Origin of the sequence: Leucobacter sp. UT-8R-CII-1-4 (assembly GCF_030010235.1) — a bacterium.
Taxonomy (GTDB): Bacteria; Actinomycetota; Actinomycetes; order Actinomycetales; family Microbacteriaceae; genus Leucobacter.
Window position 1 is genome coordinate 362089 of the sequence record NZ_JASCRS010000004.1, and the last position, 20615, is coordinate 382703.

Consider the following 20615-nt stretch of genomic DNA (forward strand, 5'->3'; position numbering starts at 1 on the left):
ACTTAGGCGACACTGCGATGCGCAAAATGCCTGAACAGAGCAGAATGGGGTGATGAACGCATTTCGCCGGGCGATCCGCTCGTACCCTCTTGTAGCGACCACTCTTGTTGTCGCCGTGGTCGGATTGCTGATGCTCGCGACGCCAGCTCGCGATATCGCTCCGTGGGTTGTCGGAATCTACGCGCTCGCGATTGCTGCTTGTGAAGCAGTGCAGATGGTGCGCTCGCTGCTGAAGGGAAACCTTGGTCTCGACATTCTTGCGGTGACCGCGATTACAGCTGCCGTACTGGTTGGTGAACCGTGGGCTGCGATTGTCGTGGTGTTGATGCTGACCGGCGGCGAAGCCCTCGAGAACTATGCGGAAAACCGTTCGAAGCGCGAACTGGTGGCGCTGCTTGATCGCGCTCCACGTCAGGCGACGAGGGTGATCGGTGGCATGCCCACAGATGCTGAAAGTGCCGAAAGTCTTGAGGTGGTGCCAGTCGACGCTATCGCCATAAACGATGTGCTTTTGGTGCGCCCCGGCGAGGTGGTGCCGGTTGACGCTCTGCTGCTTTCGCCGAGCGCTAGTTTTGATGAGTCTTCGCTCACTGGAGAGAGTTTGCCCGTTGATCGCGCTGCTGGCGAGGTGGTTTCGAGTGGAGTGGTGAATGGCTCAACAGCGATCTACCTGCGGGCGAAGGCGCTTGCTTCAGACAGCCAATATCAGCAGATCGTGGCGCTGGTCGAGCGTGCGCAAGAGAGCAAAGCGCCTACTGTGCGTCTGGCTGATCGCTACGCTGTGCCGTTCACGCTGCTATCGCTGGGGATCGCTGCGGCCGCATGGATTGTGAGTGGAAACCCGACTCGGTTTGCCGAGGTGCTTGTGGTTGCGACGCCATGTCCACTGCTGATTGCTGCTCCGGTCGCGTTTCTCGGCGGCATGAGCCGCGCTGCACGACACGGTCTCATCGTGAAGGGCGGCGGCACACTTGAGCAGCTCGCTCGGGTTCGCTCGGCCGCGTTTGATAAAACTGGCACGTTGACAACAGGCAGGCCAAAGCTCACTCGGATGCAGCTTGCTGAGGGAGTTTCGGAGGATCAACTGCTGCAATTCGCTGCAAGCGCCGAGGTGTATTCGTCGCACGTGCTTGCTGCCGCTATTGTGCAGACGGCAAAAGATCGCGGGCTTGAGATTCTGGCGATGGCTGAGGCGCAAGAATTCGCTACGAACGGTGTTGAAGCGACGCTTGAGGAGGCGCTTGAGACAACTTTTGAGGCGGCGTTTGAGCAGACCTCTGAACCGACCTCTGAATCGGCGACTGCCATGCAGAGTGTCGTTCGGGGCAAGGTTCGGGTTGGTAAACCGGCCTGGGTAGCAGAGGCCGCGAATGATCTTGTGAGAGTCGAGCTTGAGCCTGGCGAACTTGCGATCTACGTTGCCGTAGACGCCCGGTTTGCGGGCGCACTGATCATGCGCGATGCGCTCAGGCCTGAGGCGCTCAGCACTGTGCAGCAGCTTGAAGAGTTGGGCCTCGATCGTATGCTTATCGTGACCGGCGATGTTGAGGCTACCGCTCGTTCGGTTGGTGATGATCTCGGTATCGCTGAGGTGCACGCAGAGTGCACCCCGGCAGACAAAGTGAAGATTGCGGCGTCAATCACTCCGCGGCCATTGATTATGACTGGCGATGGGCTCAACGATGCACCGGTGCTTGCCGCCGCAGACGTTGGTTTCGCGATGGGTGCTCGTGGGGCAACGGCGGCCAGCGAATCAGCTGATATTGTCAATCGTTTTGACACCATTGCGGGTGTTGCCGACGCGGTGCGGATCGGTCGCGATACCGTGCGAATCGCGCTGCAGAGCATTTGGCTGGGCATTCTTTTGAGTGTTGCGCTCATGCTTGTCGCCGCGTTTGGCTTCCTGCCAGCGCTTGTTGGCGCCTGGATGCAGGAGCTCGTCGATCTTGTGGCGATCCTCGGAGCCCTCCGAGCAATCGGCACGCGCGCTGACCAAAAATTTGCGAGAACCCATCAGGGCCCTACTCAGCAGAGCCCTCGTGTGCGGCAGTCGCAGCGGCAGCCTCAGCACTAGTCGCAGCGGTAGTAGCTGTTGCTGAGGTGCCTGGGATTCGGGAACGTCGCAGTGATGGGCTCGCGAAGGGGGCTTTCGAAATAACAATTATGGCGAGGATCACCAGGCCAAATCCGAGCCAATATGGGGCTGAGTGCGCAACTGTTGCGTAGAGAAAACCTGCGAGCAGCGGCGCGATCACGCCGATACCTGAGTTGAGTGATTGGATCACGCCGGCGACCCACCCCTGTTCGTCTTCGCCAACCTGTTGTGAAAGCACGCCGTCCATTGCTGCGGTGGCCGGCCCCTGGCCCCCGCCGAGGGTGAGCGCTCCGATGATCAGAAGCCAGGGTTGAGCGAGCACGCTCGCGACGAGCGCGAATGCGAGCAGGCCAACTGCCTGTGCGATTACGCCAGCGATCATCACGCCGCGTTCACCGAGGCGAGGTAGCAGTAATTGCATGAGGCCGCCTTGCAGCACAATGTCGAGCACGCCTATGCACGAGGTGAGTAGTCCGATGCTTGTGGCTGTCCATGCGAGTTCATCGAGTGCGAGCACGCTGAAGTTGTTCACGAACATGCTGAACGGGATTCCTACAAGAATCACGGCGACCAGTAGCCCCCGTAACTGGGGGCGCACAAACGCTTTCTTGAATGCCGAGAAGGGGTGCAGCTGGGTGACTTCGAGCTTTGAAGTGCGGCTTTCGGGTTTCAGGCTTTCTGGCAAAAAGAAGAAGCTCAGTGTTGCGACGATGAAGGCCATCGCCGCGGTGAAGAATACGGGTAGGTCGATGTGCACGGCAGCGAGCAGGCCTCCGAGTGCGGGTCCGATCATGAATCCGATGCCGTTGAGGGCGCCGAGTAGGCCAAAACGTTTCGCGCGGTCTTTCGGTGGCGTGATGTCGGCCGCGTAGGCAAAGAGAGCGGGCATGTCTCCGGCCGTGATGCCTTGGATGATTCGCCCTGCGAGTAGCACCCAGATTGACCCGCCGATGCCGAAGGTGAGGAATCCGAGCGTTGCGCCAAGAGTGGCGATCACAATGACAGGTCGCCTGCCGAAGCGATCGGAGAGGCCGCCGAAGAGTGGGGCGACGATGAACGCGCAGAGTGCATTGACTGCTTCTAGAACGCCTACCCAAACGGCAAGGTGGTCGGGTGTATCTACGTATCTCTGCACCAAGAATGGCAGCACTGGCAGCACGGATGTCATGCCAATCACATTGAGCATGGTGATGGAGATGAGCATTGCCCAGGCGCGGTGCTGTGTGTTGTTAGCCGGGCTTGATGCGGTGTGTTCTGCTGCCATGAGCAAAAGTGTATCAATACCAGTTTTGTAGTCAATACAGTTTTGAATCTGGTCCAACTTCGAATCAACTTCGATAAGATGGCCGCATGACCAACGTGAGCCCAGGGCGCCGGGAACGCAAAAAAGCCGCGACTCGCAAGCTGATCTCTGACACCGCAACAAACATGTTTCTTGAGCGCGGTTATGAAAACGTCAGTATTCGCGAGATCGCCGATGCTGCCGATGTTTCTCCCACCACGGTGTTCGCTCACTTCTCCCAAAAAGAAGCGATCGTTTTTGACGAAGACGACGAACAGCGGGAACAGCTGATCGGCGCGGTGCGCAACCGAGCGCCAGGTGTATCAATTTCTGAAGCACTAAAAACGCTCTACGTCGACACCCACGCCGAAATGCTTGAGCACGGCGACGGAGCCAAGCGCTTCATGGAAATGCTTGAGAACACCCCGGCATTGAGAGACTACGGCGCACGCATGTGGACGCGACACGAGGAAGCCCTCGCAGTCGAAATCGCCCAAGAACTAGATCAGGAACCACCGAACGCAAGTGTGCGGCTCTACGCAAGATTCGCGCTGCAGATCCAGGTGCTCGCACTACAGAGCGACGATCCAATCGGCATGATCGAAGCCGGATTCGCGATGCTCGATAACGGACTCGACCTGCCGTAGCTGCACGTAACGAGGTTGATGCTTACCGCCCGCGCCCGTGAATGCGCGAAGAAAGTGTGCGTGCAGCGCCCCGAACTTCGTCGGCGAGTTCGGCAAGGCGATCCTCGGCAACCTCTTCATCTCGAAACGTTACGGCGATAGCTGCCACCGGTAGCTCACGGTGATCGAGTACCGGCACAGATACCGACGAGAATCCGAGGGTAACCGAGCCGTGTTCAACCGCGAATCCGCGAGTAATCGTCGCGTCGAGCACGGTGCGCAAACGGGAATATCGATCGATCGTCTCTGTCTCGGGCAACCCAGTGGCGACGTCGGCGCGATGCACGAATGCGTCTTTGTTTGGGTAAAGTGCGCGCAATTGGGGCTTTGAGAGCGCCGCGAGGATCGCTCTGCCGCTTGCAGTGAGGTGTGCCGGCAGGCGCACATTTACATCGGTGATCAGCGCTGGCGCACCCTTTGCGCGCTCCTCGATGATGTAAAGCACATCGCGGCCGTGCTGCACCGCAAGGTGGCCGCTAAAACCGAGCCGGTCAACGAGTGCAGCGATAAGTGGTCGACCAATGCGGGCAAGCGGTTCTTGTCTGGTGTATGCCGAACTCAGTTCGAAGGCTGCGATGCCGAGGCCATAGCGACGTTCTTCGGGCAGGTGCATCACAAAACCGTGTTCTTGCATGGCGCCTAGCAAGTGGTAGACGGTGGATCGCGGCAGATCGAGCTGCGAGGCGATCATGCTGGCCGGCATCGGCCCGCGAGCGGCAGCAAGCATGCTCAGGATTCGCAGCGTCTGATCTGCCGCCGGAACCTTGGGCTGGGTCATGTCTTGAGCCTACTCGCTGGCCTTGCGGCGTTGTCTTTGAAAGTGGCGACGCTGTTCTCGTAAACGTCAGCGTAAACGTAAACGTAAACGTAAACGTAAACGTCAGCCTCAGCGCCAACCACAGCATCAGCGCGCGAGTGGATACGTTGTTGCCGAGTGGATACGTTGTGTCGAGCTCCCAGGTATCCACTGGGTGACAACGTATCCACTCGGCGCGCGCAACTGGGCGGTGCGGCCACGCAGCAACGCAGCCCAGCCACGCAGCAACGCGGCGCAGCCGCGCTGCGGGCGAATTAGCTGAGCTTTGCGCCGCCCAGGGCTGATTCGGCTGCCGTCACCACATCGCCTGCGAGCACAAAGTCATATGCGGCGTTGATGTCCGGTGAAAGGAAACCATCGGTGTTAGGCGCCGAAATGCGGCTACGGAATAGTTCGTGCACGGCAGCGGTTGCTGCGGCGGGGGATCCGCTGGCCGAAGCGGCACGGAAATCGAGTGCCCTGGTCGAAGCGAGAAGCTCGATCGCCAGCACGCGGGTCAGGCCGTCGATAGCGCGGCGTAGCTTGCGCCCTGCGTGCCAGCCCATTGAGACGTGGTCTTCCTGCATCGCAGATGACGGGATCGAGTCGACCGATGCTGGGTTCGCCAGTCGCTTCAGTTCGGATACGATGCCGGCTGCGGTGTACTGCGCAATCATCAGGCCGGAGTCAAGACCCGCGTCTGCTGCCAAGAACGGTGGCAGGCCGTGGTTGCGGGAGACGTCGAGAAAACGGTCGGTGCGACGCTCGCTGATCGAGGCGAGGTCGGCGACAGCAATTGCCAGGAAGTCGAGTACGTAGGCAACCGGTGCGCCGTGGAAGTTGCCGTTCGACTCAACGCGACCGTCTGGCAGCACTACCGGGTTGTCGACTGCTGAACGCAGCTCAACCGATGCGACGCGAGCTGCGTGCTCTGCGGTGTCGCGAGCGGCGCCGTGCACCTGGGGTGCGCAGCGCAGTGAGTAGGCATCTTGCACGCGAGTGAATTCGCCCTCTTGCGGGCGCTGCACAAGTGTCGAGTCTTTCAGTACGCTCGCCATGTTTGAGGCGGCCGCGGCCTGCCCTGGGTGCGGGCGCAGTTCGTGAAGTTCGGCAGCAAATACGGCGTCGGTGCCGGTGAGTGCTTCAACGCTTGCGGCCGCGGCGAAGTCTGCGGTTTTGAACAGCTTGGTGAGGTCGTGCAGTGCCAGGCACAGCATGCCGAGCATGCCGTCGGTGCCGTTGATGAGGGCGAGGCCCTCTTTTTCGGCGAGCACGAGTGGTTCGATGCCGGCATCAGCGAGTGCCTTGGCTGCGTCGATTGGTGCGGTGTGCGGGTCGGTGCTCACTCGAACTTGGCCTTCACCCATCAGGGTGAGTGCGCAGTGTGCAAGCGGGCTGAGGTCTCCTGAGCAGCCGAGGGAACCGTACTCGTGTACTACTGGGGTGATGCCTGCGTTGATAATTGCCGCGTAGGTTTCTGCGACTACCGGACGTACGCCGGTGCGTGCGCTGGCGAGTGTGTTCAGGCGCAGCAGCATGAGAGCGCGGACGACCTCTCGCTCTACTTCGGGGCCGGTGCCGGCCGCGTGTGAACGGATCAGGCTGCGCTGTAGCTGCTGGCGCTTCTCGGTGGGAATCTGAACTTTTGCGAGTGCGCCGAATCCGGTCGAAACGCCATAGTGTGGCCGGGTGTCGTTCGCGAGTTCTTCGATCATGCGACGGCTCTCGGCGATACGCTCGAGGGCGGCGGCATCAATGCTGATTTGGGCGTCATGGCGGGCGACCGCAACAACGTCGGCGACGGTGAGGGGTGCTGCTCCGAGGATCACTGTGTTGCTCATGAATCGATTTCAGCCCACTTTCATTCGCGCGGGTAGCTCGCGCAGCTGAGTATTGTCCGGAATCCCAGACTGTGCGCGTGACATTCACGTCGAGATCCAAGCCCAGATGCTTAGAGTCGAATCATGAGCAGCACGAAGCTTCCAATTGATCCCCTCTGGCCACGCGCAGGTGCGTGGTCGACCCCAGGTGAAAGCACCGATCTCACCATCGTTGGTGTGCCAACCAGCAAGACCTCAATTTCGGCAACAAACGCGCACGAAACACCCGCGGCCATTCGCGAAGCCTTGCGCAAATACTCCACCCACATTGTCGCCGCTGGATCGCCAGGGCACCGTGGCAGTGAAACCGAGATTGTGCTGCACGAAGCCTTGAACATCGCAGACGCCGGCGACGTCGCCGACCCCGATACTGAAGACGGCGAGATTGCCGCGGCCAAGTTCATCACCGAACTCGCGGCGAAGTCGGAACTCGTGGTCGCGCTCGGCGGCGACAACGCATGCACTGTTCCGGCGGCACTCGGCGTGGCCGAGGCGCACGGTGGCCTTGCGTCGGCGGGCCTCATCACCCTTGACGCTCATCACGATCTGCGTGACGGTCGAAGCAACGGCTCACCGGTTCGCCGGCTGATCGAGATGGGCCTGAATCCGCGGCACATTGTGCAGATCGGCATCGCCGACTTCGCCAATTCGCAGGCCTACCGGCAGCGTGCGAAAGACCTCGGCATCACGGTGATCCACCGCGATGAACTGCATGATCGCCCGCTCGCGGAAATCACCGCCGAAGCTCTCGCAATCGCTGGCGGTGGGGGCGGCGCAATTCACGTCGACCTCGATGTTGACGTGTGTGATCGCAGCGTGGCGCCTGGCTGCCCAGCTTCTGTTCCTGGTGGTTTGCAGGCGCACGAACTGCGTCGCATTGCTCGCTTGCTCGCAGCGGATCACCGCGTGCGTGGCCTCGATATTGCCGAGGTTGACGCCACGGCAGACAGTGATGATGCGCGCACCGTTCGACTTTCGGCGCTGCTGGTACTCGAAGCCGCTGCTGGTCTCGCCCTTCGGGCGTAACCCCAGTCGTCCTCCTGCGGCCGCGAAGCGGATGGCAGGATCTCTTCGCGCTTAGAGCCTAGTGAGATCCGGCAACTCCCTTTACGGCCACAGGATGACGGAATGACTGTGCCCGAGACGGGCACAGGACGAGGCCGAACGAGAGCCAGAAATGGCTCTCGCCTCTATCGGCCTTGTCCACTCATACGTGTTACGCAAGCACCTCACGTTCAAGCCGCACGAAGCTGATTTCCAGCCCCTCCGCCATGCCGGTTGCGAGAATCATCTCGCGTACCTCAGTGCTTGGGTAGGTGATGAGGTAGGCGGCAAGCGTGCCACCTTCTACTGGTGTAAGTGTCAACTCGTTGATGGTCTCTGGGCTTTCCTCGCCGTTTTGATCGGCGGGGGAGACCATGCGCTCGGTCGTGACGAGCCGCTGTGGCGGCGTGATTTCGAGCACTTCGCCGGTGAACCCGAAGCTTTCACCCGATTGGGTTTCGCGCCACTGGGTCCGCATGGTGTCTCCTGCTTTCGAACCGACTTCGCATACGGTCATTTCCCATCCGTCTGGGCCGAGCTGCCAGCGGCGCAGTAGCGCTTCGTCGGTGAAGGCCTGCCAGATCTGCGCGACGGTGCCGCGTACTACGCGTGAAACTCGGGCTTGAGTGTCGCCGATCAGCTGGGTTTCGGTGCTGTTGCCAAATGCGAATGAGGCAAGGTCTGCGAGTACGCCGTCGATCTGGCCCATGGCAGAACTCATGCCTTCGACCATGCCCATTGCTTGCAGTTGCTCAAGTTCTTCGAGTGAATCAAAGTATGAGGTGGTGACGAGGCGTGAGCCAAGTGCGGTTGGCGAAAATTCGAATGTGGCCCGGGTTGTCGGTAGCTCGGGGTTTGGGTTGCCGTCTTCGCCCGCGAATCCGTCGCGCACTTCGAATGAGATTCCTTCTTCTACTGCTACCCAGTTCCAGTAGCCGTGGTAGGTCTGACCTTCGGGGTCGGTCATGTGGTATTTCGTGAGTCCGCCGGTAAATCCGTCGTGGCGGGTGAAGGTTGCTGGGTGGGTTGGTGGGCCCCAAAATCGTTCGATTTGGCGGGGGTCGAGGTAGGCGTCCCAGAGTTTGCGCACGGGGGCGGTGAAATCGGCGATCACGGTGAGTGTGAGCGCTTGGGGGTCGATATCTACCGAGGTGATAGGCATGGTTTGTCTCTTTTCGCGTTTTGGGTGTTGCGGGTTAGTTGTCTGTTGCGAGCAGTGCATCGAGTCGGTCGATGCGGCCTCGCCAAATCTCTTCAAAGTGACCGAGTAGCTGTTGGGCTCGGCGTATTGCTTCGGGGTTTCCCTGAATGATGCGCTCCCTTCCTTTGGGGATGCGGGCGACGAGATCTGCCGCTTCAAGTACTGCAACGTGTTTTTGTACTGCCGCAAATGACATGTCGTACTCTCGCGCTAGCTCTGAGATTGAGGCTTGCTGCGTGAGCGTGCGGCGCACGATGTCGCGCCTTGTGCGGTCGGCGAGCGCTTTGAAGATGCGATCCACCGCGTCGTCTGAGAGAGTATATGCAACCATTTGGTTTCAGATTAAACGCAGGATCACCACGCGTCAAGGGTGCGAAGCGGGCAATTCGCAGTTGCGACGAGATAGGGTGAGGTTTTGGCTAGAAAACGTACACTTTTGTGCATGTAATATAGAACGTTGCAAATTTTCGTTCGTTAGGAACCCTTAATATGGCTCTCGCCACACGCGAAGACCTTCGTAATGTCGCTATCGTCGCACACGTTGACCACGGCAAGACGACCCTTGTTGACGCCATGCTGCGTCAGACCAACAGCTTTGACGCGCACGCTGACGTAGATGACCGCGTGATGGACTCGAACGATCTCGAGCGCGAAAAGGGCATCACCATTCTCGCGAAGAACACCGCCATCAGCTACGAGGGCGTGCACGCGAAGAACGGTCCGATCACCATTAACGTGGTCGATACCCCAGGCCACGCCGACTTCGGTGGCGAGGTAGAGCGCGCACTCTCAATGGTTGACGGCGTTGTGCTGCTCGTCGACTCAAGTGAGGGCCCGCTGCCACAGACCCGCTTCGTGCTGCGCAAGGCACTTGAGGCGAAACTGCCAGTGATCCTCGCGGTCAACAAGACCGACCGCCCCGATGCTCGTATCGAAGAGGTCGAGGGCGAAGCTCAGGACCTCCTGCTCGGACTCGCCAGTGATCTGAGCGAAGAAAACCCAGAGATCGACGTTGACGCAGTGCTCGACGTACCTACCGTGTACCTCTCGGGTCGCGCGGGAGCCGCAAGCCACACCCGTCCAGCCGACGGTGAGCTGCCTGACAACCCAGACCTCGAACCACTCTTCGAGACCATTCTTGAGCGTGTGCCAGCGCCAAGCTACGACGATGAGCACCCGCTGCAGGCGCACGTCACCAACCTCGACTCTTCACCGTTCCTTGGCCGTATTGCACTGCTCCGCGTGCACAACGGCTGGATCAAGAAGGGCCAGAGCGTTGCTTGGGTGAAGCACGATGGCACCGTTGCAAACGTTCGTATCACCGAACTGATGCTGACCAAGGCGCTTACCCGCTACCCAGCTGAGCAGGCTGGCCCCGGCGACATCGTAGCCATCGCTGGTATTGAAAACATCACCATTGGTGAGACCATCGCCGACGCAGAAGACGTTCGCCCGCTGCCAACCATCACGGTTGACGAGCCAGCGATCTCGATGACTATTGGTGCAAACACCTCGCCACTCGTTGGCAAGGTGAAGGGCCACAAGCTGACCGCTCGTATGATCAAGGATCGCCTTGACCGTGAGCTCATCGGTAACGTTTCGCTTCGCGTCATCGACACCGGCCGTCCAGACGCTTGGGAGGTGCAGGGCCGCGGCGAGTTGGCTCTCGCAATTCTCGTTGAGAACATGCGACGCGAAGGCTTCGAGCTCACCGTTGGCAAGCCACAGGTGGTTACCCGCGAGGTCGACGGCAAGACGCACGAGCCTTACGAGCACCTGACCATCGACACCCCAGAAGAGCACCTTGGTGCGATCACGCAGCTGCTCGCAGCTCGTAAGGGTCGTATGGAGAACATGGTCAACAACGGCACCGGCTGGGTGCGTATGGAATTCATCGTTCCGTCGCGCGGCCTGATCGGCTTCCGCAGCGAGTTCATGACCGAAACCCGCGGCACTGGTATCGCCAACGCAATCGCGCACGGCTACGCCGAGTGGGCTGGCCCAATCGTGACCCGCAACAACGGTTCGATTGTTGCTGACCGTCCAGGTGTAGTGACCCCGTTCGCAATGATTGCTCTGCAGGAGCGCATGAGCTTCTTCGTGCAGCCAACCGCTGAGGTCTACGAAGGCATGGTCATCGGCGAGAACTCGCGCAGCGAAGACATGGACGTGAACATCACGAAGGAAAAGAAGCTCACGAACATGCGTTCGGCGAACGCTGACACCTTCGAGTCGATGACTCCTCCTCGCATTCTGACTCTCGAAGAGTCGCTCGAATTTGCTCGCGAAGACGAGTGTGTTGAGGTCACTCCCGAGGTTGTGCGTATCCGCAAGGTGCACCTCGATGCGACGACTCGCGCTCGTGCAGCGAGCAAGCTGAAGCAGCAGCTCGCCAAGTAGCATTTCTGCTTTCGTGTAGGGGGTAGTGGCCATCTGGCCGCTACCCCCTACACGTTTTTAGGGCGTAGGATCGGGGCATGGCACTGATGCACCAGACCACGATGGCCCCAAGCAAACTCGAAGTGATTGCCGCCTGGCTGCCGACGCAGTCCTGGTTTGACGGTGACGCGAGCAGACTCGAAAGCCTTGGCGGATACCGCCTTGACGATCCCGCGGGCGAGGTTGGCCTCGAAGGCGTGCTCGTCACTGCGGGTGGCGACACCGTGTACCACGTGCCAATGACCTATCGCGGATCTCTGCGCGAGGGCGGCGAGGCCGCTGTGATGGGAACTTCAGAGCACGGCGTGCTCGGCACCCGTTGGATCAGCGATGCTGCTGGCGATCCGGTCTATCGCGCGGTTATTGCAGAACTTATTGCGACCGGTGCGCCACAGGCAGAAGAATTTGTGCAGGGCGCCGACGGCACTCAGAAGCTACGTGATCCAGCGGTCCGTATTGAGGGTTCCGGTAAAGCTGGTGACTTGGTTCCGAACCTGGAGAGCGCGACGCTAGAAAACGTTGGATCGCGCACTCGGGTAGAGGCCGACCTTGCGGTGCTCGACATTGTGCGAGTGGTTGATCCAGCGCTGCAAGCTGGTGAAGACCAATACTCGCTTCGTGGTACCTGGCGTGACCAGCCGAACCTTTCAGTGCTTGCGCTGCTGTACGCTGCGTAACCTACGCTGCTTTCTGGATACTAGGCTTAGAGAGTGACTAGGCATTTTCTTCGCGATGACGATCTTTCTCCAGCCGAGCAGCTTGAGGTGCTCGAGCTTGCCGCAAGGCTGAAAGAAGACCGATTCGCGGAGCGACCCCTTGAGGGTCCCAAGAGCGCTGCAGTGTTCTTTGACAAGACGAGTACGCGAACCCGTTTTAGTTTCGCGGCAGGTGTTGCAGAGCTCGGCGGCAATGCGATCATCGTGAACCCCGGTGAGGCGCAGCTTGGTGCCAAAGAATCCATTAGCGACACTGCCAAGGTGCTCTCGCGTATGGTGTCGCTCATTGTGTGGCGCACCTTTGATCACGCGGGTCTTGAAGAGATGGCGGCCAACGCGAGTGTGCCCGTGATCAATTCGTTGAGCGATGATTTTCACCCGTGCCAGATTTTGGCCGATCTGCAAACCGTGCGCGAGCGCAAGGGCGATCTGAAAGGACTCACCGCGACGTACCTCGGTGATGCCGCAAACAATATGGGGCACTCGTACCTGCTTGGCTTTGCGACCGCGGGTATGCACATTCGTGTTGCCGGCCCCGAGGGTTTCCAGCCGCGCGCCGACATTGTTGAAGACGCGAAGCGTATCGCCGCTGAAACCGGTGGCAGCGTCACTGTTACGGCAGACGCAGAGGCCGCCGTTGCTGGTGCCGATGTAGTCATTACTGATACGTGGGTTTCGATGGGGCAAGAGGCCGAGAAAGCCTCACGCATTGCGACGTTTGGCGCCTATCGTGTGACGCCTGAGCTGATGGCTCGCGCCGACGATGACGCGATCTTCTTGCATTGCCTGCCCGCGTACCGCGAATACGAGGTTGCGCCTGAGGTTATTGACGGTCCGCAGAGCGCTGTCTGGGACGAGGCAGAAAACCGTGTGCACGCTCAAAAAGCGCTCATGGCTTGGTTGCTCGCCCGCTAAAGCAATTGAAGTGAACGCCCCGGCCAAGGGGCTTTCCCGTGCCCGCACTTTCGCACTTTCGCACCCCCATGCTCTTGCGGCGAGTGGATACGTTGTTCGCAAATCGGCGGGTTTCGCGCTGCCCCCGCGTATCCATTCGATGACAACGTATCCACTCGGTGAAATCGCGCTAGTTTGACTGCGCGCTTGTCGTGGGTGTGTAGGACCACTCGGCAAGTACGTCGTGCCAGGGTGTTGGCTGCAACTCAAACTCTGTCGTGAGGCGGCCCGCTTCAAGCGTGCTTGGTGCTGCCCAGAGGTATTGCTGGTTGTGCATTTCGCGCATTGGTGCAGAGAACAAACCGCCGAGCGCTACGATCGCCCGGGGGATACGCGTCACCTTCGCGCGCTCCGGCCGTGGCTGCCCCGCAATCGTTGCCGCATCGATCGCCATCTGCCTGAGGGTGCGGGCTGGTGCGGTTGGCGCGATGAGTACTGTGCCGCCGGGCGCAGCGAGTGGGACTGCCGCAATCATGGCGCGGCTGAGGTCTGGAATGTAGGTGACCGCATGGGCTGCGTCTGGATCGCCGAGGGCCCAGGCGCTTTTGCCTTTGCTCGCGGGCTCGACCACGGTCGATAGTATGACGGAACCCGCGCCGGTGGCGGTTGGGCCGAAGAGATCCGAGGCAACAACTGAGGCCGTGCGTGCACGATGTGCGGCGCGGGCGCGCAGCAGTTCGGCCCGAACCTCACCAAGCGGTGAAACTGGCGCGAGGGGAGAGTGTTCACTGAGCTTTCGCGCGCCAAGACCGAAGGCTCAGTGAACACCACCGGAATATTAAGTTCTGCCGCGATGTCCATTACCGCGGTTTCGCGCTGTGGTAGTTCTGCTCGCCAGGTTTTTGCCGAGTAGGCCGCGTGAATGCAGTGGAAGATCGCGGTTGCTCCTTGGGCGGCTTTGCGAATGGTTTCTCGGTTGCCGGCGTCGCCCGAAATGGTGGTCGCTCCCGGGATTGGGCTGTCGGATCGGCGCAGTATGGATACTTCGTGCCCGGCTGCGGTGAGGTCGAGTGCGAGTTGTCGTCCGATTTGACCTGCTCCGGTGATGAGGTAGCGCATATTTCTTCCTTTAGTGATCAATGCTCTCTAAAATTCGTTTGCAACACTACCCACCATTCGGAGAAATATCAAGATCAGTGCTCACTAAATTGCGCAGCTTAAGGTTCCGTGCCAAACTGAGAATCATGAACCGCCCCCGCCGCACCCACGCAGAAGCTCGCGCGCAAATGCGCGAGGGGATCCTGCGCCTAGGCAATGAACAACTCGCAGAAGTAGGCGCAGCCGCGCTTTCAGTTCGCGAGATTGCGCGAGGGCTAGGAGTTGCCTCTTCAGCGATCTATCGGCATGTGGCCAACCGGGACGAATTGCTCACCTTGCTGATCATTGATGCTTATGACGACCTTGCGAACTCGGCACTGCTCGCGCCCGGCAGCCGCGCATCGCACGCCAAACAGTTCGCGATGATCGCGCGAAATATGCGCGAATGGGCGCTCGTACACCCTGCGCGCTGGGCGCTCGCCTACGGAACGCCAGTGCCGGGCTATCAAGCTCCCGCCGAGCAGACGAACCAACCTGGCACGCGAGTCATGGCGGTGGTGATCGGGCTGCTTGCGAGCGGCACTTTGCAAAGCGGCGCCGTCCCAGTGCCAGGGCAAAAGTTGTCGCCTGTCTCGGCAGCGCTGCACAACGAATTGGCGGCAGGCGCTGCGGAATTTGGCATCACTTTCGACCCGGTGCTCGGAGTTGCCGCCCTTGAAACCTGGTCATCGCTGATCGGCATGATCAGTGCCGAGGTGTTCGAACAACTCGGACCAGACCTCGCATTGCACGGTGCAGAGCTGCTTGATCGTTGGATCACGTCAACCATTTGGCGCTTCGACCTCAACCCGAGTGCATCGTGAGCCAGAACGCTCGCTAAGCTTGAAGCGTGACTGAGGCAAACGAACACAACGAAACCGGCAACCGCGCAGCTGAAGCTGGAGCGCTTTGGGGCGGGCGTTTTGCCAGTGGCCCATCTCCTGAGCTGCAGCTGCTCAGCAAGTCGACCCAATTCGACTGGACTCTTGCACAGTATGACATTCGTGGATCGAAGGCACACGCTGTTGCCCTAGCCGCCGCCGGTTACCTGAGCGAAGACGAACTGCGTGACATGCATGCGGCTCTCGATGAGCTTTCGGCCCGCGTAGCTGATGGCCGCGCGATGCCTGCCGAAGAAGACGAAGACGTGCACTCGGCTCTTGAGCGTTTGCTGATTGATATCACTGGCGTACAACTCGGTGGCAAGCTTCGCGCTGGCCGCAGCCGCAATGATCAGATTGCAACTCTCGTTCGCCTCTACCTGCTAGATCACGCCGACACGATTGAGAATCTGCTGCTCGATCTCGCCGGTGCAATTCTTGATCAGTCGCTCGCTCACCCGGACGCAATTCTTCCTGGCCGCACCCACCTGCAGCACGCACAGCCAGTGCTGCTCGCGCACCAGCTTGCTGCGCACGCCTGGCCAGTCATTCGCGATCTTGAGCGCCTGCGCGACTGGAAGGCACGCGCCAGCCGTTCGCCATACGGCGGCGGGGCTCTCGCTGGTAGTTCGCTCGGTCTCGACCCCCGCTTGGTGGCAGCCGAACTTGGCCTCGGCGATCCGCTGGAGAACTCAATTGACGGCACCGCCGCCCGCGACGTGGTTGCTGAGTTTGCCTTCATCACCGCCCAGATCGGTATCGACCTCTCGCGCCTCAGCGAAGAAATCATTATCTGGAACACCAAAGAATTTGGTTTCGTACGATTGCACGATGGCTACTCGACAGGTTCGAGCATCATGCCTCAGAAGAAGAACCCTGACATTGCCGAGCTTGCACGCGGCAAGTCGGGTCGACTGATCGGCAACCTGACCGGTCTGCTGGCAACACTCAAGGGCCTGCCGCTTGCGTACAACCGCGACCTGCAAGAAGACAAAGAGCCAGTCTTTGACTCGATTCAGCAGCTTGAGGTGCTCTTGCCCGCTTTCACCGGCATGGTGGCGACGATGCGTTTTGACACTTCGCGTATGGCGGAGCTCGCACCTCAGGGCTTCTCGCTGGCTACCGACGTTGCTGAGTGGCTGGTGAAGCAGGGAGTAATTTTCCGCGACGCCCACGAAATCTCGGGTGAGTTGGTGCGCTACTGCGAAGACCGCGGTATCGAGCTGCACGAACCTAGCGATGAGGAGATGCTCTCGGTTTCTGAGCACCTGACCCCCGGAGTGCGCGAAGTGCTCACAATTGAGGGCTCGGTGAATTCTCGTGTTGGCGTCGGTGGCACCGCGCGCATTCGGGTTGACGAGCAGCTGGCTCGTCTGGCTGAGCGAATCGGTGAGTTTCGCGCCTAATCTACGCTGAAAACACAAAAGCACCCACGGTTTCTTCGTGGGTGCTTTTGTGTTTTACGCTGCTGAGGTGTGCGTACTATGCGGCTGACACCTGCTGCAGCAGCGGTTTTGTGACCTGCAGCGCGCCCAGTACCAGCACAAACCCGAACACGATAGACGACAGCACCACCGCGAGCGAGAGAGGCGCAAGCAAGAGCGCGGCCCCAACAAGCGGTAGCAGCATGAAAGCGGCGAGCAAGGCTGAGCCGAGCGAAGCCAGGAGCAGCGGTCGAATTGCCGCCTGTTTTCGGGCGCTGTCTTGCAACTCAAGTGGTGCGCCCATCACGCTGAGAGAGCGTGAGATGTCTGCCCGATCAAGAATCTGTGCGGCCTGATTTACACCAATCGTGCACGCCACCATCACAAAGGTTCCGACCACCACGATGATGATTCCTGTGCGAATGTCTGCGATTAGGAACGCATCCGCGTCGTTACCGGTGCCGCTTTCGCTGCCCTCGGCGAGACCGAGCAACGCGACACCCGCGCCGGCAAAGACCGCGACAAAACTAGAAACCGCAACACCCGACAGCTGACGCCAAGCCGCGCGAGGGGATTCGAGGATCGCACGAGCCCCCAACATTTGAGCGGGTTTTTGGGCTTTCTTTGCCAAACGACGGGCGAACATTCCGAGCACCCAGGTGCCGATTACGTCAATGGCGAAGAGCGTGATGGTGAGCGCAATACCTATGCCGGTAATCATGCCGGCGAGGCCGCCGAGTGAGGCGATATTGCTCATCACGAGGCTGGCCAAGATGATTCCGACCACCGCGATCAGGGCAGGTAGCCACGGCAGTGATGGTGCCTGCTGTTTGAGTGCAACGCCGAGCGGTGAAATGTTTACTCGGCGCAGGCTGAGCACTGCGCTCAGCGTGGCGATGATCACGACGGCAAGGACCACCGCGATCGCCGCCCAAACGGGCAGCAGCACTGCGGCAGTGCCGAGGGCTTCGCCACGGAAATGAATCAGGCCAATCAGTGGGCTGGCTGCCAGGGCGAGCAGCACTCCAACAATTGAACCGATCAACGCGATCGATGCTGCTTCAAGCACCGCCAGTGCAGAAGTGGTTGTTGAGGTGGCACCCAACAAGCGAAGCGTGGCAAGACGGTGATCCCGCCTGCGCGCCGAGAGCTTGGCTGCCGCAGCGCCGAGCGAAATGAGCGGAATGCCCATCATCACCAGGGCCATCACCGTGAAGAGTTGGTAAAGGCCAGCCATGTCGTCCGTGTACAGCCAGAAGGTTTGAGCGCCCCCGAGCACAATGGTGAGGAGCGCGGTAACGCAGGCAAACGCGACGCCTGGCAGCAGCAGGGCGCCAAGCCCTTGTTTACTTGGCCGCGCGAGCAGTCTGTAAATTCTGAAGATCAACGGTCAGCCCCGTTCGAGTTGTTCTCAACGGCTGGGGGCTGTTGGTAGTGCGGCTGCGAGTACTGTGGTGGTGTCACTGGTTGTGCGTACTGCTGTGGTGTCACTGGTTGTGCGTACTGCGGTGGTGTTACCGGTTGTGCGTACTGCGGTGGTGTTACCGGTTGTGCGTACTGCTGTGGTGGCATCGGCTGCGCGTACTGCTGCATGTACTGGGGTTGCGGCACCGGCATCGCTTGCGGTGCAGCCAGCGGATCAGCAAGAGGCGTGATCGGGCGCTGCATGGTGCCAGCACTATCAGACACGATTTGGCCGTCGCGCACCGAGATCACCCGCTGGCATCGTGCGGCAACTGTGGCATCGTGCGTCACCATGACCAGGGTGCGACCCTGCGCAACCGTCGAGGCCAAGAGCGCATCCATTACCTCGGATGAGGTGGATGAATCGAGTGCGCCGGTTGGTTCGTCGGCGAACACCACTTTTGCGCCGGTCACCTGGGCGCGCGCGATTGCGACGCGTTGCGCTTGGCCGCCTGAAAGCTCACCGATTCGGCGATCCTCAAGCCCTGACAATCCAAGAGTTGCGAGGGCATGTGCCGCCGGCCCAATTGCTTGGCTCTTTGACTGGCCCTGCAGCATGAGCGCGAGAGCGACGTTTTCGATCGCGGTGAGTTCTGGCAGGAGGAGCCCTTGCTGAAACACAAACCCAAATTGATCGCGACGCAAGCGACTGCGCTCGCGGTCATTGACCGATGTGATCGGTACCCCTTCGAAAGAGACCGTGCCAGAATCAGGCAACAAGATTCCAGCGAGCACATGCAACAGGGTAGTTTTGCCTGAGCCAGAGGCACCCATGATTGCTGTGGAGGTGCCTGGCGCAATCTCGAGCGAGACGCCGTCGAGTGCGCGGGTTGATCCGTATTGCTTGGTAAGCAGCTGCGCTTGGAGAGTTGGTGCGTTCATACTTCAAGTTTGCGAGCGTATGACAGGAAAGTCATCGGACTGCAGTGCCGAGCCGATCGTACCAGCGGCTGAGGTGGGGCAGTCTGAAAGTGCTACTTGGTGTGAGTCTCTAGGGGGAGTAAGCGTCAATACGACCGCTGAGTGGGGCCGGGCGATCCGACGCGAAAAGCAGACGGTTCGCCGAGTCGTCGCTTCGTACCAATACCCGGTACGATTGTTGTCGTGTCTGTAATTGATGAACGAGCCGAGATCATGTCGGCCCAGCGCAATGATGACAGCTTCGCGACCCTTTGGGACGAGCTGGAGTGGCGCGGGCTGGTGCACGTATCGACCGACCCCGAGGCGCTTTCTGAGCTGCTCGAGGGTGCTCCGTTCACGTATTATTGCGGATTTGATCCAACCGCACCGAGCCTGCACCTTGGCAACCTCGTACAGCTTTTGCTGCTGCGTCGACTGCAGCTCAAGGGGCATATGCCTCTTGGCCTCGTCGGTGGATCAACCGGACTTATTGGTGACCCTCGCCCAACCGCTGAGCGAACCCTCAACAGTCGCGACACAGTCGAGGAATGGGTCAAGCGCCTGCAGGGTCAGGTATCGCGTTTCCTTTCTGGCGAGGGCGAGAACGCAGTGCGTCTCGTGAACAATCTCGATTGGACCGCACCGCTTTCGGCAATCGACTTCTTGCGTGAGATTGGTAAGCACTTCCGTGTGGGCACCATGCTCAAGAAAGATGCCGTTGCCGCTCGCCTGAATTCAGATGAAGGTATTAGCTACACCGAATTCAGCTACCAGATTCTGCAGGGTTACGACTACCTTGAGCTCTTCCGTCAGTACGATTGCAAACTGCAGTCGGGCGGCAGCGATCAGTGGGGCAACCTGACCAGCGGAACCGATCTGATTCGTAAGGTTGAGGGCAAGTCGGCGCACGCAATCGGCACACCGCTGATCACGAACTCTGACGGCACCAAGTTTGGTAAGAGTGAGGGCAACGCAATCTGGCTCGATGCCGAGATGTGCTCGCCTTACCGCTTCTACCAGTTCTGGCTGAACCAGGCTGACGCCGATGTGATTGATCGTCTCAAGGTGTTCACGTTCATGTCCCGTGCTGAGATTGAAGAGTACGAGCGTCTCGTCGCTGAGGAGCCATTCCGTCGCGCAGCTCAGAAGAAGCTTGCCCTTGAGGTAACTACTTTGGTGCACGGATCGGCTGCGGTTGACGCTGCGATTCTCGCTTCCGAGGCTCTGTTTGGTCAGGGCGATCTGACCGCGCTCGATGCGGCAACGCTTGAGGCGGCACTTGATGAGCTGCCGGTGGCGAGCGGTGCTGATGCTGGTGTCGTTGATGCTCAGGTTGCTCAGCTTTTGGTTGAGGCAAACCTGGTGCCAAGCGTGACTGAAGCACGTCGTGCAATTAAGCAGGGTGGTGTGTACGTGAATAACGTGCAGATCACTGCCGAGGATGCGACGCTTTCTTCAAGCGATCTGCTGCACGGCAAGTTTGCTGTGTTGCGTCGTGGAAAGAAGACGCTTGCTGGTGTTCGTGCATAACTTGTAGTTCTTGCGCTGGATCGCGAGAGGTAGAGACGGGTCGTAGTTGAAAAGCTGCGGCCCGTCTCTTTTTGTTTGAGTGCGGGTGCTGCTTCTTTGTGGAGTGGGCGGCGGTTGGGTGAGGGTTGGCGCTGCCGGTTGCGGGTATTTGTGTGGTGGTGGTTGGTCGTGGGTGTGGTGGGTTGCGACACGCCGTCTGGTTTTTGGGTTTTGGGGTGACACGCCGTGGGGTTGGTTGGGGTGTGG

At 59.8% G+C, this 20615-nt stretch carries 16 protein-coding genes and 1 pseudogene; 9 read left to right on the top strand and 8 right to left on the bottom strand.

Annotated elements, in window-relative coordinates; translation table 11 throughout:
* The first annotated feature begins 52 nt into the window (after positions 1-52).
* Positions 53-2074, top strand: a complete 2022-nt coding sequence (locus tag QBL02_RS11460; protein ID WP_282726550.1) for a heavy metal translocating P-type ATPase — start codon at positions 53-55, stop codon at positions 2072-2074.
* Here QBL02_RS11460 and QBL02_RS11465 read toward each other — a convergent pair.
* A complete protein-coding gene (locus QBL02_RS11465; RefSeq protein ID WP_282726551.1) occupies positions 2022-3359 on the bottom strand; it encodes an MFS transporter in 1338 nt (445 codons plus the stop codon). The genes QBL02_RS11460 and QBL02_RS11465 overlap by 53 nt on opposite strands.
* Positions 3360-3445: 86 nt before the next feature.
* Between QBL02_RS11465 and QBL02_RS11470 the strand changes: the two genes are divergently transcribed.
* Positions 3446-4024 (top strand): TetR/AcrR family transcriptional regulator, encoded by a 579-nt coding sequence (locus QBL02_RS11470; RefSeq protein ID WP_282726552.1) that lies wholly within the window; start codon positions 3446-3448, stop codon positions 4022-4024.
* Between the two features lie 22 nt (positions 4025-4046).
* Here QBL02_RS11470 and QBL02_RS11475 read toward each other — a convergent pair whose 3' ends face one another.
* On the bottom strand, positions 4047-4841 hold the full coding sequence (locus QBL02_RS11475; RefSeq protein ID WP_282726554.1) for an IclR family transcriptional regulator: 795 nt from the start codon (positions 4839-4841) through the stop codon (positions 4047-4049).
* Positions 4842-5134: 293 nt separating this feature from the next.
* On the bottom strand, positions 5135-6700 hold the full coding sequence (gene hutH, locus QBL02_RS11480; RefSeq protein ID WP_282726555.1) for a histidine ammonia-lyase: 1566 nt from the start codon (positions 6698-6700) through the stop codon (positions 5135-5137).
* Positions 6701-6823: 123 nt separating this feature from the next.
* Between hutH and QBL02_RS11485 the strand changes: the two genes are divergently transcribed.
* The gene (locus QBL02_RS11485; protein ID WP_282726556.1) at positions 6824-7765 is read left to right on the top strand and encodes an arginase family protein; all 942 of its coding nucleotides are present in this window, start codon (positions 6824-6826) and stop codon (positions 7763-7765) included.
* Between the two features lie 190 nt (positions 7766-7955).
* Here QBL02_RS11485 and QBL02_RS11490 read toward each other — a convergent pair whose 3' ends face one another.
* Both QBL02_RS11490 and QBL02_RS11495 read right to left on the bottom strand, forming a co-directional pair.
* Positions 7956-8945, bottom strand: a complete 990-nt coding sequence (locus QBL02_RS11490) for an SRPBCC family protein (RefSeq protein WP_282726558.1) — start codon at positions 8943-8945, stop codon at positions 7956-7958.
* Positions 8946-8979: 34 nt separating this feature from the next.
* On the bottom strand, positions 8980-9315 hold the full coding sequence (locus QBL02_RS11495; RefSeq protein WP_282726559.1) for a metalloregulator ArsR/SmtB family transcription factor: 336 nt from the start codon (positions 9313-9315) through the stop codon (positions 8980-8982).
* A gap of 158 nt (positions 9316-9473) precedes the next feature.
* On the opposite strand from QBL02_RS11495, the gene typA reads away from it, so the two are divergent.
* The 3 genes from typA (at position 9474) to argF (ending at position 13054) form a co-directional block, all read left to right on the top strand.
* Positions 9474-11384 (top strand): translational GTPase TypA, encoded by a 1911-nt coding sequence (typA, locus tag QBL02_RS11500; RefSeq protein ID WP_282726560.1) that lies wholly within the window; start codon positions 9474-9476, stop codon positions 11382-11384.
* A 77-nt stretch (positions 11385-11461) separates the two neighbouring features.
* Complete coding sequence (locus QBL02_RS11505; RefSeq protein WP_282726561.1) at positions 11462-12100, top strand: hypothetical protein; 639 nt, start codon at positions 11462-11464, stop codon at positions 12098-12100.
* 33 nt (positions 12101-12133) lie between these two features.
* The gene (gene argF, locus QBL02_RS11510; RefSeq protein WP_282726562.1) at positions 12134-13054 is read left to right on the top strand and encodes an ornithine carbamoyltransferase; all 921 of its coding nucleotides are present in this window, start codon (positions 12134-12136) and stop codon (positions 13052-13054) included.
* A gap of 169 nt (positions 13055-13223) precedes the next feature.
* Here the strand turns inward: argF and QBL02_RS11515 are convergent, their stop codons facing one another.
* Positions 13224-13664: a hypothetical protein gene (locus QBL02_RS11515; RefSeq protein WP_282726563.1), complete on the bottom strand. Its 441-nt coding sequence runs from the start codon at positions 13662-13664 to the stop codon at positions 13224-13226.
* A gap of 613 nt (positions 13665-14277) precedes the next feature.
* On the opposite strand from QBL02_RS11515, the gene QBL02_RS11520 reads away from it, so the two are divergent.
* Positions 14278-14994: a TetR/AcrR family transcriptional regulator gene (locus QBL02_RS11520; RefSeq protein ID WP_282726564.1), complete on the top strand. Its 717-nt coding sequence runs from the start codon at positions 14278-14280 to the stop codon at positions 14992-14994.
* A gap of 26 nt (positions 14995-15020) precedes the next feature.
* Positions 15021-16457: an argininosuccinate lyase gene (argH, locus tag QBL02_RS11525; RefSeq protein WP_282726565.1), complete on the top strand. Its 1437-nt coding sequence runs from the start codon at positions 15021-15023 to the stop codon at positions 16455-16457.
* A gap of 76 nt (positions 16458-16533) precedes the next feature.
* Here argH and QBL02_RS11530 read toward each other — a convergent pair whose 3' ends face one another.
* A complete protein-coding gene (locus tag QBL02_RS11530) occupies positions 16534-17862 on the bottom strand; it encodes an FtsX-like permease family protein (RefSeq protein ID WP_282726566.1) in 1329 nt (442 codons plus the stop codon).
* 290 nt (positions 17863-18152) lie between these two features.
* A pseudogene (locus tag QBL02_RS11535) lies at positions 18153-18821 on the bottom strand (ABC transporter ATP-binding protein); the annotation flags it as partial.
* A gap of 252 nt (positions 18822-19073) precedes the next feature.
* Here QBL02_RS11535 and tyrS point away from each other — a divergent pair.
* The gene (tyrS, locus tag QBL02_RS11540) at positions 19074-20369 is read left to right on the top strand and encodes a tyrosine--tRNA ligase (RefSeq protein ID WP_282726571.1); all 1296 of its coding nucleotides are present in this window, start codon (positions 19074-19076) and stop codon (positions 20367-20369) included.
* Positions 20370-20615 lie beyond the last annotated feature (246 nt).